At 40.9% G+C, this 14,605-nt stretch carries 18 protein-coding genes; 2 read left to right on the forward strand and 16 right to left on the reverse strand.

What is annotated here, in order from left to right; all coding sequences use genetic code 11:
• Nucleotides 1-30 precede the first annotated feature (30 nt).
• From EC328_RS10070 to EC328_RS10125, 12 genes are all read right to left on the reverse strand, one after another.
• Complete coding sequence (locus EC328_RS10070) at nt 31-1,767, reverse strand: NADH-dependent [FeFe] hydrogenase, group A6 (RefSeq protein ID WP_128426670.1); 1,737 nt, start codon at nt 1,765-1,767, stop codon at nt 31-33.
• A 14-nt stretch (nt 1,768-1,781) separates the two neighbouring features.
• A complete protein-coding gene (locus tag EC328_RS10075; RefSeq protein WP_128426671.1) occupies nt 1,782-3,659 on the reverse strand; it encodes an NADH-ubiquinone oxidoreductase-F iron-sulfur binding region domain-containing protein in 1,878 nt (625 codons plus the stop codon).
• Between the two features lie 11 nt (nt 3,660-3,670).
• Nucleotides 3,671-4,150: an NADH-quinone oxidoreductase subunit NuoE gene (nuoE, locus tag EC328_RS10080; protein ID WP_128426672.1), complete on the reverse strand. Its 480-nt coding sequence runs from the start codon at nt 4,148-4,150 to the stop codon at nt 3,671-3,673.
• A 295-nt stretch (nt 4,151-4,445) separates the two neighbouring features.
• Nucleotides 4,446-5,726 (reverse strand): glutamate-5-semialdehyde dehydrogenase, encoded by a 1,281-nt coding sequence (locus EC328_RS10085; RefSeq protein WP_128426673.1) that lies wholly within the window; start codon nt 5,724-5,726, stop codon nt 4,446-4,448.
• A 16-nt stretch (nt 5,727-5,742) separates the two neighbouring features.
• Nucleotides 5,743-6,531, reverse strand: a complete 789-nt coding sequence (gene proB / locus EC328_RS10090; RefSeq protein ID WP_128426674.1) for a glutamate 5-kinase — start codon at nt 6,529-6,531, stop codon at nt 5,743-5,745.
• A 239-nt stretch (nt 6,532-6,770) separates the two neighbouring features.
• On the reverse strand, nt 6,771-7,346 hold the full coding sequence (locus tag EC328_RS10095) for a GNAT family N-acetyltransferase (protein WP_206363856.1): 576 nt from the start codon (nt 7,344-7,346) through the stop codon (nt 6,771-6,773).
• The gene (locus tag EC328_RS10100) at nt 7,346-7,654 is read right to left on the reverse strand and encodes an ArsR/SmtB family transcription factor (protein WP_128426676.1); all 309 of its coding nucleotides are present in this window, start codon (nt 7,652-7,654) and stop codon (nt 7,346-7,348) included. The genes EC328_RS10095 and EC328_RS10100 overlap by 1 nt, the downstream gene beginning before the upstream one ends.
• Nucleotides 7,655-7,673: 19 nt before the next feature.
• The gene (locus tag EC328_RS10105) at nt 7,674-8,036 is read right to left on the reverse strand and encodes an acylphosphatase (RefSeq protein ID WP_128426677.1); all 363 of its coding nucleotides are present in this window, start codon (nt 8,034-8,036) and stop codon (nt 7,674-7,676) included.
• A gap of 75 nt (nt 8,037-8,111) precedes the next feature.
• Complete coding sequence (locus EC328_RS10110) at nt 8,112-8,306, reverse strand: hypothetical protein (RefSeq protein WP_164906097.1); 195 nt, start codon at nt 8,304-8,306, stop codon at nt 8,112-8,114.
• A 44-nt stretch (nt 8,307-8,350) separates the two neighbouring features.
• Nucleotides 8,351-8,755 (reverse strand): VOC family protein, encoded by a 405-nt coding sequence (locus tag EC328_RS10115; RefSeq protein WP_128426679.1) that lies wholly within the window; start codon nt 8,753-8,755, stop codon nt 8,351-8,353.
• 50 nt (nt 8,756-8,805) lie between these two features.
• Nucleotides 8,806-9,201, reverse strand: coding sequence for a molybdenum cofactor biosynthesis protein MoaE (locus EC328_RS10120; RefSeq protein WP_128426680.1), 396 nt, complete (start codon nt 9,199-9,201; stop codon nt 8,806-8,808).
• Between the two features lie 19 nt (nt 9,202-9,220).
• Nucleotides 9,221-9,790: a GNAT family N-acetyltransferase gene (locus tag EC328_RS10125; RefSeq protein WP_128426681.1), complete on the reverse strand. Its 570-nt coding sequence runs from the start codon at nt 9,788-9,790 to the stop codon at nt 9,221-9,223.
• A gap of 204 nt (nt 9,791-9,994) precedes the next feature.
• Between EC328_RS10125 and EC328_RS10130 the strand changes: the two genes are divergently transcribed.
• Entirely contained in the window at nt 9,995-10,360 is a 366-nt protein-coding gene (locus EC328_RS10130; protein ID WP_128426682.1) for an OsmC family protein, read from the forward strand.
• Between the two features lie 297 nt (nt 10,361-10,657).
• Here EC328_RS10130 and EC328_RS10140 read toward each other — a convergent pair whose 3' ends face one another.
• The 3 genes from EC328_RS10140 to EC328_RS10150 form a co-directional block, all read right to left on the reverse strand.
• On the reverse strand, nt 10,658-11,644 hold the full coding sequence (locus EC328_RS10140; RefSeq protein ID WP_128426683.1) for a sensor domain-containing diguanylate cyclase: 987 nt from the start codon (nt 11,642-11,644) through the stop codon (nt 10,658-10,660).
• Nucleotides 11,645-11,918: 274 nt separating this feature from the next.
• The gene (locus EC328_RS10145; protein ID WP_128426684.1) at nt 11,919-13,142 is read right to left on the reverse strand and encodes a M20 family metallopeptidase; all 1,224 of its coding nucleotides are present in this window, start codon (nt 13,140-13,142) and stop codon (nt 11,919-11,921) included.
• 141 nt (nt 13,143-13,283) lie between these two features.
• The gene (locus EC328_RS10150) at nt 13,284-13,526 is read right to left on the reverse strand and encodes a CDGSH iron-sulfur domain-containing protein (protein WP_128426685.1); all 243 of its coding nucleotides are present in this window, start codon (nt 13,524-13,526) and stop codon (nt 13,284-13,286) included.
• 250 nt (nt 13,527-13,776) lie between these two features.
• Here EC328_RS10150 and EC328_RS10155 point away from each other — a divergent pair, with 250 nt between their 5' ends.
• Nucleotides 13,777-14,346 (forward strand): IS1/IS1595 family N-terminal zinc-binding domain-containing protein, encoded by a 570-nt coding sequence (locus EC328_RS10155; protein ID WP_128426686.1) that lies wholly within the window; start codon nt 13,777-13,779, stop codon nt 14,344-14,346.
• A 32-nt stretch (nt 14,347-14,378) separates the two neighbouring features.
• Here the strand turns inward: EC328_RS10155 and EC328_RS10160 are convergent, their stop codons facing one another.
• A complete protein-coding gene (locus EC328_RS10160) occupies nt 14,379-14,603 on the reverse strand; it encodes an ErpK protein (protein WP_128426687.1) in 225 nt (74 codons plus the stop codon).
• Nucleotides 14,604-14,605: the final 2 nt, after the last annotated feature.

Genomic DNA, 14,605 nt, shown 5'->3' on the forward strand with positions numbered 1-14,605 from the left:
CCTGCGAAACAATCACAGGCTCCTTAAATATTACATTTTGGTTCTTTTTACATAGTGGGTGTGCAGATACTCATGAGCTGTCTCTCCATAGGGCTCTCCCAGGAATTCCTCATAAATCTGTTTGATCATTGGATTCTCGTGAGATTTTCTTATGGGCTTCGAGCGATCCTCCGAATAGATGCCCTCGATTCGCTTTTGCAGGATCTCGAGATTTCCATGGTGATAGGGTTGTCCTCCTCCTCCAATACAGCCTCCTGGACAAGCCATTATCTCAATGGCGTGGTAATTAGCCTCTCCTCTTTTGATTTTCTCAAGCAAAGCTCTGGCGTTGCCCAATCCATGAGTAACGGCAATGTGTATGTCCTGACCATTTATATTTACTGTAGCCTCCTTGGTACCCTCAATACCTCTTAAGGCTTCAAATTCGACATTCTCAAGAGTTTCCTCCGTCAGCCACTCATATGCAGTTCTTAAAGCCGCCTCTATAACTCCACCCGTTGCTCCAAATATTACTGATGCGCCGGTGGACTCCCCAAGAGGATTGTCGAATTCTTCGTCCTCAAGAGCCAGGAAGTCGATTCCAGCCTCTCGTATCATCCTGGCAAGCTCTCTTGTGGTTATTACTATGTCTACGTCCTTAGTGCCTCCATGTCCCAGCTCAGGTCTTGCAGCTTCATACTTTTTCGCTACGCATGGCATTACTGAAACAACAGTCATATTCTTTGGATGAATGTTGATTTTCTCTGCCAGGTATGATTTAGCTATTGATCCAAACATTTCATGGGGCGACTTACAGCTTGATGGGATATCCAGCATGTCGTTGAATTGATGTTCGAAGAACTTTACCCAGCCAGGACAACAGCTGGTTAGAATAGGAAGCTTGCCACCATGCTTCAGTCTGTGAACAAATTCCGATGCTTCCTCAATTATTGTAAGGTCTGCAGCAAAGTCAGTATCATAAACCATGTCAAAGCCCATTTGTCTAAGTGCAGCTACCATCTTCCCTGTAACTACTGTGCCTGGCTCAAGCCCGAATTCCTCTCCAAGAGCCACACGAACTGCAGGGGCAGTTTGAACTACTACTGTTTTCCTCTCGTCATTTATCGCGTCCCATACCTTGGGTACGTTGTTGACCTCTGTCAAAGCAGCTGTCGGACAAACTGCAAGACATTGGCCGCAGAAGGTACAGTTGGTTTCATGCATCGGCAGATCAAATGCTGAACCAACAACCGTTTCAAATCCTCTGCCGGTACCTGACAAAGCATGTACAGTCTGGACCTCGTTGCACATGGTCTCGCATCTTCTGCACATGATGCACTTATCCATATTTCTTACGATAGACAAGCTGCTGTTGTCGATGGGATATGTTGACATTTCCCCTTCGTACTTAATATGTCTTATTCCAAGCTCTGCCGCAAGGCTTTGAAGTTCACAGTCTGTATTCTTCTCACATATCAGGCAATCGCTGGGGTGGTCTGACAGAAGAAGCTCAACAACAGTTCTCCTTGCCTTAACAGCCTTCTTGGTATCTGTTCTTACTATCATTCCCTCAAACACAGGTGTTGAACATGCAGGAGCGAGTGTTTTTCTCCCTTCCACCTCAACGACACAAACTCTGCAGCTTGCAGCCTTGTTTACCATTTTTATATCGTGAAGATCCAGGTGACAGAGAGTCGGGATCTTTACGTTGACGGTCTTTGCAGCCTCGAGAATAGTCGATCCTTCGGGAACCTTTACTGCCTTATTGTTGATAGTTAAATTTATCATATCCTTCTTCCCTCCTATCCCTTAGTTATTGCACTGACCGGGCAAACATCGAAGCAAGCTCCGCATTTTATACATATATCCTGATCGATTACATGAACCTCTTTGACCTTGCCGCTTATTGCATTTACAGGGCAGGCCTTGGCACAACGCGTACACCCAATACATTTTTCCGGTGTTATGAAGTATCTTAATAGAGCCTGACATACACCTGCAGGACATATCTTTTGCTCTACGTGTGCAAGATATTCATCATAGAAGTAGTTCAGTGTAGATAAAACTGGGTTAGGAGCAGTCTGACCAAGCCCGCAAAGAGCAGTTAGCTTAATGGTTTCTGCAAGCTTTCTCATGGTTTCAAGATCTTCGACTGTACTCTTTCCTTCGGTTATTGCTGTCAGCATCTCATATAGCCTTTTATTGCCTACACGACATGGAGTGCATTTACCACAGGACTCCTCGACAGTAAACTGGAGATAGAATTTTGCGATATCGACGATACAGTTATCGTCGTCTATCACTATCATTCCACCTGAGCCCATCATTGATCCTATCCCGTAAAGAGACTCATAGTCTATCTTGACATCAAGATTTTCACTGGTGATACATCCACCTGAAGGGCCTCCCGTTTGCACTGCCTTGAAGCCCTTCCCATCTTTTATGCCTCCACCGATATCATATATGATTTCCCTTAAGGTAATACCCATTGGGACTTCAACAAGTCCAACGTTATTGATCTTGCCCGCCAATGCAAATACTTTTGTTCCCTTCGATGTATCACTGCCCCTCTTATTGAACCAGGATGCACCGTTCGTCAGTATTGCAGGCACATTTGCTAAAGTCTCAACGTTATTTACTACTGTTGGCTTGCCCCAAAGCCCGCTTTCAGCCGGGAAAGGAGGTTTTGTGGTAGGTTCTCCCCTTCCACCCTCTATAGAGTGTATAAGCGCGGTTTCTTCACCGCAGACAAATGCTCCTGCACCATATTTGATCTCAATATCAAAGCAGAAGCTGGTCCCCATTATATTGTCTCCAAGAAGTCCTGCTTCCCTTGCCTGCTTAAGCGCTGTCTTAAGTCTTTTTATTGCAAGAGGATATTCCGCTCTGATATAAACAAATCCCTTCTGAGCACCTATTGAGTAGCCTGCTATCATCATTGCTTCAATGATACTGTGAGGATCTCCCTCAAGGATGGATCTATCCATGAATGCACCGGGGTCGCCTTCATCAGCATTGCAGACTATATACTTTACTTCTGATTTATTTTTACTTGCATACTCCCATTTAAGACCAGTTGGGAATCCTCCGCCCCCTCTTCCCCTCAAACCGGATAGCTTGACCTCGTGGATGACCTTCTCTGGCTTCATTTCAGTTATGCATTTCCCTATTGCCTCATATCCCCTGTTTGCTATGTACTCTTCGATCAACTCCGGATTAATCAATCCACAGTTTCTAAGTGCAATACGCTCCTGCTTCTTATAGAACTCCATCTCGTGTTGAGTATTTACTTTCTTCTTTAATGTTGGCTCTTCATACAAAAGCCGCTCAACACGATATCCGTCCATAAGATGGGATTTTACGATTTCAGCCGCATCCTCAGGTTTAACATTAACGTAGAATACGTCCTCAGGAAATACCTTTACGATGGGACCCTTTTCACAGAAGCCGAAGCATCCTGTGATCGATGCTCTAACCTTATCTGAAAGCCCATTTTTCTCTATTTCACTATTGAGGTTTTCAAGCAGCTTTTTGCTTTGAGATGACATGCAGCCTGTTCCACCGCAAATGAGAAGCTCTTTGTATTCAGTGTCTCCAGATTTGGCTTTTCTTATATCCATTACATGGACCAGTTCCTTTTGCATCTCCAATAGGCTCTTGTAGTCTTCAATTCTATTCATATCTTCGCCCCCTACTCAGAATACTTGGCAATAATTTTTGGAATGTCTTCTACCTTGACCTTGCCGTAGACTTCATCATTCACCATGACGACAGGAGCAAGTCCGCATGCACCTACGCACCTCAGGCAATCGATAGTGAACATACCATTGCTGGTGGTTTCACCGGTTTTTATGCTAAGCCTCTTCTCAAGTTCCTTGACTATGGACTCGGCATTCCTTACAAAACAAGCAGTACCGGTGCATACATTGATAACGTTCTTGCCTTTCGGTTTAGTTGTGAAATAGGAATAGAAGCTCACTACACCATAAATTTTTGATGCTGGAACATTTAGCTTTTCACCAATGAAAAGCTGCACTTCCATCGGCAGGTACCCAAATAGGTTTTGGGCCTGGTGTAGGACCTCGATGAGGGCTGTTTCCTTTGTTTCGATGGTGTCGATATATCTCTCGAGTTCATCAAAAAGCTCTTGGTTCAATTCTACAGCTTGCATAATATCACTCCTCGTTAATTTATAAACGATATATATCATGAAAAATATACCATATAAAAACATAATTTTAAATAGCAACTTTTATAATAATTTAATATTGTCTATTGATAAAACTCCTATGTAACTATAAGTATTGAATATCAGCCGTTTAATGTTTCTGAGGATTAACTGATTTTATAAAATAATTTAATTTACTTGTCAAGAATGTTTCTGGATAATCATGGCTTATATTGTTAATTTCATATCATTTTAGTGTGTTATAGCCTAAAGAAAAACACCGGGATCAATCCCGGCGTCAGTTTCTGATTTGCCCACTTCCATAGACAATATATTTATTTGTAGTAAGAGCCTTAAGTCCCATAGGGCCTCTTGCATGGAGCTTTTGGGTGCTGATTCCTATTTCAGCTCCAAAACCGAATTCACCTCCATCAGTGAAACGGGTGGAGGCATTGACATATACTGCAGCTGAGTCAACGAAGTCCAGGAATTTTTGGGCATTGTCATAATTTTTTGTCAGTATCGCCTCAGAGTGGCCTGTGCTGTATTTATTTATGTGTTCTATGGCATCCTCCATAGTATTTACTACCTTAACGGCAAGTATCAGGTCAAGAAATTCAGTCTCCCAGTCTGACTCAGTTGCCTCTCTGCAATGCTCCAGTTCAAGGCCCAGCTCATGGCTTATCCGGAAGGAAGATTCACACAAAGCTAATGTTACTCCAGCGGCCTGCATTGATGGAACAAGTGATTTAAGGAGCTTACTGGCACAATCACTGTGTACTAAAACAGTCTCTACGGCATTACATGCACCAGGTCTTTGGGTCTTGGCGTTAATGATTATTTCAACAGCATTCTTTACGTCATAGCCTTTATCCACAAAGATATGACAGTTGCCGGTTCCGGTTTCGATTATTGGTATTCTTGAATTATTTGCAACAAAGTTAATAAGCCCCTTGCTTCCCCTAGGTATCACGCAATCTATTTGGTCTCTTGCAGAAAGTAGCTGACCTGTGAATTCCCTGTCTGTGGTTTCCACAAGCTGTGCAGTGCCTTCCGGAAATCCTTTGATCTCAATCGCCCTCCCCACAGCCTTCATTAAAGCGATATTTGTGTTAAGTGCGTCCGAGCCCCCTTTAAGGATAACCGAGTTGCCCGTTTTTATGCATAGAGCTGCAGCGTCTATGGTCACATTTGGCCTTGATTCATAGATCATTGCAATAACTCCCAGCGGTACTCTCCTTGAGCCAATTTTAAGACCGGAGGTATTTGTCCACATAGAGTCGACATCACCAACAGGATCCTTTAGAGAAGCGACCTGTAGCAGCCCTTCCCTCATTTCTGAAAATCTCTTTTCACCTAGTGCAAGTCTTTCCACGAGAGATTCCTTTATGCCACTTTCCCTTGCCCTTGTAACATCCAGTTCATTTGCTTCCAAAATCGCTTCCTTGAATATACCAAGCTGGTTGTAAAGCTCAATCAGGAATGCATCCTTATCCGAAGAGCTCTTTGTTCTTAACAGCCTTGCTGCATCCTTTGCCTTGGACCCCATTTCCAGGATTTCATTGGAATAATCCTTCATTTGACCCCCTCCTCGATTAGTCTCTGAAGTCAAAAAATGTTCCACATTTTCGACCGTTCAATAGTTCATTTAACACCTCATGATGGCCACTGTTCACGATCAGCATAGTCCCTTTGGCCTCTGCTATAATTTGCGCTGCTTTCAGCTTAGTCTGCATCCCGCCCGTACCAACATTTGATCCCGCATCTCCAGCATCGATCTCATCCAGCTCTGAAATGTTCTTAATTTCATTTATCATATAGGCATCCTTGTGTTTTCTTGGATCCTTATTATATACTCCCTCAATATCAGACAAAATTGTAAGGTTTTCAAATCCTATCATTTTGCATACCTCAGCAGACAGGGTATCGTTGTCTCCCACCTTTATTTCATCAATGGCAACCACGTCATTCTCATTTACAATTGGTATTATCCGGTGTTTAATTAAAGCAGAAAAAGCATTTATACTATGCTCACGTCTTATGTCCTGGTACATATCCTCCTTAGTCAATAGAACCTGCGCAACAGTAATGCCATATTCAGAAAATAATTTCTCGTACATATACATCAAAGTTCCCTGCCCTACTGCTGCAGCCGCTTGTTTTTCCGGAATGGTTTTTGGCTTCCCAACGAACTTCATCTTTCCCATTCCAGCGGCTATAGCTCCTGAGGAAACGATTACGATGTCTTTCCCGCTGTTGTAAAGATTAGCTATTTGCTTTACCAGGCTCTCCATCTTCCAGAGATCAAGAAGTCCGCTTTGATGTGTAAGTGATGATGAGCCGATTTTTATGACTACTTTCTTAAAATCCTTCAGCGATCCCATTAAAATAATCCTCCGCTCGTAGCATCCTCATTCTTATTAGGATACAGTGTTATTAATATCATTTTTAACACATTATCAGGCAAAAGTAAAGACGGAAACATATCCGTCTTGTAATGTGCCTTAGTAACTTTACTTCTGCTTATCCATATTTTCAACGACTCTGAATTTCACGATCCTTTTTATCAGTTCGATAGGCAATGGTTAGTCGTGCTGTATCTCCTGAGGACATTCGAAATATATTAGTCTATGGGATCACTTGGTTTAATTCTGCTATCTCCAATCCATTCTTCCTCCAAAACTGCGTATATAACATCATCAGCCCAGCTTCCATTTATAAGTAGACTCTTAATAAAATGAGCCTCCTTTCTCATCCCAAGACTTTCACATAGTCGTATCGATTTATAATTGTCTGGGTCTATGGAAGCTGTGACCCTATGTTTCTTAAGATCCCAGAATAGATAATCAATCGCAGCTCTTACTGCTTCTTTTCCATATCCATTCCCGTGATATAATGGGTGGATTGTGTAACCGATCTCCACCTGCTTCCCATCCTCAAGAAATCTCAACCCGATATCACCAATAAGTTTCCCTGTTTCTCTTAAGCATACTGCAACCTGAAACCTGGTGTCTGGAGTATCAGGCTCTTCAGAACTCATTCTTACAAACTCAACTGCGTCATCAGCTGTTTCCGGTCTGAAGCCCTGGTAAATGTAAACCTCAGGCATGCTGCGATACTCGAACACACTCTTTGCATCTGATTCTTCAAGTCTTTTCAATAACAGCCTTTTTGTATAGATATGCTTGAAATCAGCCATCATTCTTCTCCGGTTCTCTCTAATTTATTCTTAGTTATGGATAGTCCTGTTATGATTTTCATAGCGACCCTAAATCCCTCTGGATCCAATGAGTAGTGGACCCACTTTCCCTCGCTTCTTCCCTTGACGAAGCCACTTTCCTGAAGAAGCTTCATGTGATGAGAAAGTGTTGATTGTGCCATATCAAATCTCTCAAGTATCATACATGCACAAAGCTCGCCATTTTGAAGCATCTCGAGGATCATGATCCTTCTGGGGTCACCCAATGCCTTGAAAATCTTTGCCCTTCTGTTGTAATTGTCAACCATGGATCCTTCTCCCTTCAGCTTAACGAATTATTTCAAAACCAGTTTCCTCTAATTTTAAGTCTATTATTTTGCTTTCCACTTTATATACTTTAGCCCTTCGCAATGAGCTCATGAAATTAATGAGGAACCTTATCCTCAATTCCTCACCTTGTATTTCAGCCTCAACGCTGCCCTGCTCATTATTTTTGACCCATCCAGTCAACCCAAGTTTAGCAGCAAGTAGATAAACCTCTCGTCTGAACCCGACATTTTGTACTTTTCCCGAAAATACTACATACTCCCGGATGTGTCTGCTTTCCTTAAATACTGGAAGCTCGAGCTTATCAACCTGTTTGATTATGTAGCCGTCACTTGCTTTTTTTAATAGTTTCTTAATGCTCACCAAGATTTATTCCCCATTATAAATATACTATAAACCTATTGAGTAACTATTGATCAATTTTCGACCAGGATTTATTTACTGATCCAATATTATATCGAATTTCGAAATATTGTCGTTGATCTCCTGAAGCCTTTCATTAGCCTCATTGTAAATTACCCCAATCGCATATACACAAAGCTGTTGAAGCAGCCGTTTCGTTTTCTCAATAACTAAATTCCCATCCGGAGCAGCCCAGAAGTCAGAGCCATTTGAGTATCTAACTGAAAGCAACTTTTCAAACTGACTATTTATTGTTTGGCGAGTTTTCACTTTAATTACTCTTCTTTATCAGAGGTTTTTTTCAAGTATCCCTCAATCTCCTGTTTAACCATTTTCAGATATACTTCCTCATAGGGCTCCCAAAGCTCGATTAGATTCCCGAAGGGGTCCACGAACTGCATAAATTTACCATACTCATATTCATCTATCTGCTTAACATCAACACCCTGTTTCTTGAGCTTGTTTGAGAAAGCCTCCAGATCATCGACACGAAAGTTTATAATTGGTGCATCCTCGCTATCTCTCTTAAAGGAAACAAGCAACAGCTGTTTTCCTTCAAGAAATCCAGTTCCATAGTCTGTCATATCCAGTCCAAGAGTCTTGTGATACCATTCATGCAACATATCCTTTTCTCCGGCAAAATTTAGAAAAATACCACCTATCCCTGTTATACCTGCCATTGTATCTCACCCCTTCTTAGGTTTAGCAAATTATATACCGGTAGAGTTCATCATATTAATGACTCAATTTCGACTACGCATTGGGTCTTGATCCTTTCAACCAGAAATTGTAAACCATCGACGACATTTGGTCTGATATCACCGCCGATAAGCACATACATTATGTCCTCACCAACATCCAGAGTCCCCTCATTTAGCCATGCCTTTACATAAAATATTCCCTCTCTTTCAAGGGTCTCTTCAGTTGCCCTATCGACCTTAGCCTGATCAAACGTGAAATCAAGCTTCTCAACAATGGTTCCATCATCGATACCCATTCTAACCTTGGCCTTTGGGGTTTCTCTGACTACTCCATTGTGAAAAAGATACATACCTACCCTTGCTGCGGATGGGTGCTCCTTGGCTTCCTTTATCCATTGGTCCATGGATGGGGATTTTTTGCTCATATGACTTCCTCCTATGGTACTATACCAGTGATCTGACCTTTACTGACGTATCGTAGCCTAGCTCATAATAGTTGTTATTGTTGAATACGAAATTCTTGATAACCTCCAGCCCAAGCTTTCTTGTGTGGGCTTCGAAGGACCTTGGGTTTATATGGTTTATAAAGGTTATTAGTATGGGATACCTGTCCATCATCTGTTCCCTGGAGAAATCAAAGAGTCTTGGTAAAACCTCTGTCCCTCTATAAGACTTGTCTATGCAAATAGGTCCATACTGATATGAATTTTCTGTTGTAAGTATCTGACCCAGGTACTCAGTGTTTGGCAGGTCCTTTATCATGTGCTGGAACAAAGGCCATTTGGACCAATAATCCCAGGATGCTGCCATAGCATAGCCGATTACCTTGTCTCCATCACAGGCCAATGCCACTCCATTCTCTTTCTTAATAAGCTCAGCAAACTGCTCCTCGGTAAAAAGCGTAGTAACAAATCCGTTGGGCTTGTCTTCTTCGCTTATTGTCAAAACATGATATTTCTTTTGAAGCTCAGAGATCAATGGGATATCCTTAAGCTCAGCATTTCTGTAAATCATTTGAACACCTCCGGTTTATTTGGCATCGTGCAAATTATTATGAGTATATTTTATCATACTTATGGACTTGTAGTTTAATTCAATGAGGATTTATAAGGCATGTTTGTTGACTTAAAAATATTTCAAAAAGCTATATACACCCCCTAGGTATAGTGCTATAATTCATATGTCAATAAATTTGAATGGAGTGATATTGTGGCTTATATGAATGTAGAATTTCCAGGTGGTTTGAGAGTTGATGCCAGAAGTTCCAGGCACCTTATAAAGACTGATCAGAATGGAAGTGATCCAACTCCCTTTGAGTTGTTCTTAGGGTCTATGGCGACCTGTGCGGGAATCTTTGCACTTGGTTTTTGCAAGAACAAGGGGATAACTACTGAAGGATTGAATATTTCTATGGATCTTGATGTAAACAGGCAAACAGGCATGATAACTGATGTAATATTCGACGTTAAACTTCCCCAGGGATTCCCTGAAAAGTACAAGGAAGCATTGGTAAGATCAATAGAGCTTTGCTCTGTTAAAAAACACATGATGGAGCCTCCAAATTTCCATATAAATACACATTAAGGGACGTCGGGGACGGTTCTTTTTGTCCTGAAATGTTTCGTTTTTGTAACAATTCGGGACAAAAAGAACCGTCCCCAATGTCTTATGCAGCCCTGCGGTTCTGCATATTTCCCTGGCAGAATGTCTAACTCCTCTTCGAAACCCTGAAAGGAAAGATCAACACCCAGCGATTGTGCGTATTCAATAAAGAGTTCTTTGACAATAACAAGATTCTTATCTGAACCCACGCTTTTAAAGGTTATTAAATCTACCTTATCAATTTCATCTCCACGAATAAATTAAAGCAGGATGTGAGCTTTAATCTAATTGATATACTATCTGGTTTTTCCCATTCCTCTTTGCCTTATATAGATTTTCATCAGCAAAATGGACGAAATCTGCCATTGTTTCACCTGAATATTGCCATAAGCCGCCGCTGATAGTTATTTTCAGACCATCTATGATTACATTGTTCTCAACAGATTTTCTAATTCTTTCCGCTACATTAATCGCATGGGACAACTCAGTATTTGGAAAAATAACGAGAAACTCCTCTCCTCCATACCTACCTGCATGGTCAGTGCCCCTTATGTTCTTCATCATAATAGCAGCAGTATCTCTCAAAACCTTATCTCCATTGACATGACCCATTGTATCATTTACATTCTTAAAATCGTCCAAATCAAACAATGCTATAGTTAGTGGCTGATTGTTTATGTTTGAATTAACCACTTCTCTTTGCAGGTGGTCAATTATTGCCCTGTGATTATTTATTTTTGTTAGACCGTCAGTCACTGATTCAACTGCAAGGATCTGATTTTCCCTTTCCAGCTCAAGCTGCATTTCTTTCTTTTCAGTAATGTCAAATACTATCCCGGCAAGAAATTGAGGTTTCCCATTATCACCCTTCTGAGTCACTTTCCCTCTGTCATAATACCATCTATATGATCCATCTTTTGCTTTTATCCTGTACTCTACCTCATAAACCTCTGCTTTTCCGTAGAGATGGTCCATCATAGCCTGCATTGCCTTGGAGTGATCCTCCGGGTGAAGCTTGTCCGTGAAGAATTGATATGTAACCTTTTCAGGGAGCTCATCCATTTGATATCCAAGTGTAATTACCTTAAGCGGATTGAACGTCACTGTATTCGTTCTAACATTCCAATACCAGTGCCCCAAATTGCCTGTCCAGGCAAAGTCAAGCCTGTCCTCCTGCTCTTTCTCGTCCAGTAGTTGTCTGTTTAACATCTCCAGCTCTTCGATTCTTTGAATAAGCTGCTCTTTTGAATAATTGTTGTATTCCATGGACTGTGGCTCCTCTCTGAGGTAAGGGTTATACCATGTTAAAGTATAATATGATTATATACTCTTTATTCTGTAAATGACTTGATTTTAATGTTAGTGGATATAGCTCTCAATATAACCTTTAGAATCCAAATATCTTTCTGCATATATCTCGACCAGATGCAGTCCTGAATATTTTGTCATAGGTGCTTTTTACAGCCTCCAAGCTGCTGTTCTCCTCGTATAGATTAACCAAAAAGTCAGCCTCTATAAGAATTTGATAGGCTATACCTTTCTATCTCTGTATAAGTATGGTGATGTTATTTGCTACTAACATCTTTTCAAGGAAATTATATATCACTTCACTTGTCTTTACCACACTATCAATCTCCACGTATTCATCTGAAGAATGAAAATTATCCCCTGAAGGTCCGAAGACAAAGGTAGGGATTTTTAACCTAGTCCCAAGGTAATTAAAGTCTCCAATACTTGAGAAGTAATCTATCGCTGCCTTTCTGCCAGTAACCTCTTCAATTGAATTCTGGAGAATAGTTGCATAATGGTCATTTTCGTCGATGACATAGGGCATAAAACCATCGTTTAAGCTATGGGGCGAGTCTCTGAACACTACCTTTATTTCTGCCCTTATGCCAGCTCTTTCTGCTGCCTCATGGACCTCCTTGATGAGATATTCTTTTGTTTCTCCTCTTACTACATGCCTGAATACAGTGAAGCTGGCCAACTCCGCAACACTGCAGGCGGCTCCTCCTCCCTCGATGGATATCACTGCAATATCTCCTTTTCCCAGCTTATCATCCTCGATAAGTTCTGATTTTTCCAGCTCCACAATAAGCTTTGAGGCCTCTGATATCGCATTTATCCCCTTCTCGGGATTAGCAGCGTGGGAAGCTTTACCCTTAAGGTATACAGTGTAGTTATACCCTCCCCTTGCTCCCAGGCAAAGCACAGGAAATCCCTCTCCTGTAAAACCGCTGCTTGGCTCAGTTACAATGGCACAATCAGCATCATCAGCTAAGCCGTCCAATATGACAGCATCTGTACCTAGACCATAGGGCCCTTCCTCATCGGATACTATAGTATATATTACTTCACCGGCAAACTCCTTATGGTTATTATGAAACGCCTCAATTGCTGCCATAATAGCTGCGACTCCGGCCTTCATATCCAAGGCCCCCAGACCGTAGAGCCTTCCATTCCTGGAATGAGCTTTCAAAGGGTCAGTTGACCAGTCTAATGTCTTTTCCACAGTATCTGCATGACCATTCAGCAGAATAACAGGACCTGGCCGATTGCCCTTTAGCCTTCCAACTACATTTGTTCCATCATATTTTAGTATTTTATGAACCGAATAGCTATGTAGTTCAGCCGGAATACTACGAGACTTGAACCAGTTAAAAATATACTTCATTATTTCCTCTTCTCTAAAATATGGACTATAGATGGATACTAATTCTGATAATAATTCAATGACATTTTTCGGATCAAATCTTGTCTCCATGCAGTTTCCTCTCCTATTTTTGTAGGTCTGGATTTTTAATAAACACGCCTCAAGTATCAAAAAAGCAGGATAAGGTCAGCTCCCCTATCCTACTTTGCTTTCATCATAAAAGAATAATCAACATTATGTATACTTTACTTTTTATTCCAAGGTTAAATGTGTTCCATCACAGAAAGGTGGAGTCTTAGTTTGTTTACAGGTGCAGAAATAAGCTGTTTTGTCTTCTTCAGCTGTATATGCCACAGGATTAAACTCAGTCCCCACATGTGAGCCGTCGCAGAACGGTTGGTTCGAGCTTCTACCACATGCACACCAATAATATGTTTCCCCTTTCTTTACATCGACTGCTATTGGCGCTTTCCCTGCTATTTTGGGCTTTTCCATGGACAACATCCTCCTTAATATTTAATTATATACCGCTATTATATACTACCCATAATTTAATAACAGTAATCAGGAGCATACAATTACTTATATTTTCCATGAATTGACTGATGGTTAAAATGTAGTATATTGCTCTATTGCAACAAAATAATTGTCAAAAATGCCCGTTTTCATGTTGCGAATTAATCATATTTTTGCTATGCTGATAGTGTAAATATTTGAACCGCTAATTAACTATTGTGGAGGCACTATGAGCACAAAATCTTTTAATGAAAAAGATCTTCGAGATATTGTAGTAGGCTTATCATTTCCACAAGTCAAAGCACTACTGGATTATTATTCAGTAAATAATGGTGTTAATTTTGATAAAGAAATTAATCAAATCATTACAAATAGCCATCAACGAAAGCTTGAAGAATACGAAATAAACAAGGTCTGCCGTAAGTGTGGATCAGTAACAATAGTGAAAGATGGGAAAAGAGCTGACGGAGTACAGAAGTATCTCTGCAAGGATTGTAACTCAAGATTTACTCTTTTCAGCGGGACTATACTTGAAAAGACCAATTGGCACTGGGATGCTTGGGTCAAAACTCTTGAAATGACAATAAACCATCGTCCTCTTGAGACTATGCAGAATGTGCTCGTTGAGGATTATGGATGTGCTGGTATTAACCTAAAGACAATTTGGTTATGGAGATTAAAACTAATACATGCACTTGCAACGATGGAAACACCTATGTTAAGTGGTATTGTGCAAATAGATGAGACATTCATAAGAGAGAGCCAGAAGGGCAGCAGGAAGCTTGAAACATATCCTTAACTTCCTGAAAAAATTAACTCTCAAACCCTATTTTAGGGTTTTTCATCCTCGTTTTCACTCATAAATGCCAAAATTTCATCCAGACTTTTGCTGGTGTTTACGAATGCATTTAGGAGTTCTTTTCCTTGCAGTTCCTGTTTCTTTTTCATCAAAACATTCAACTCGTTAAGCGCTGAATCGTACTTATCTTTCAACTGGGAAACCACCTTTTTTTGCTTAGCGATTTTTTCATCAATGGATATACTTCGTCTGCCCATCT

This window comes from Gudongella oleilytica, from assembly GCF_004101785.1.
Lineage (GTDB): Bacteria > Bacillota > Clostridia > Tissierellales > Tissierellaceae > Gudongella > Gudongella oleilytica.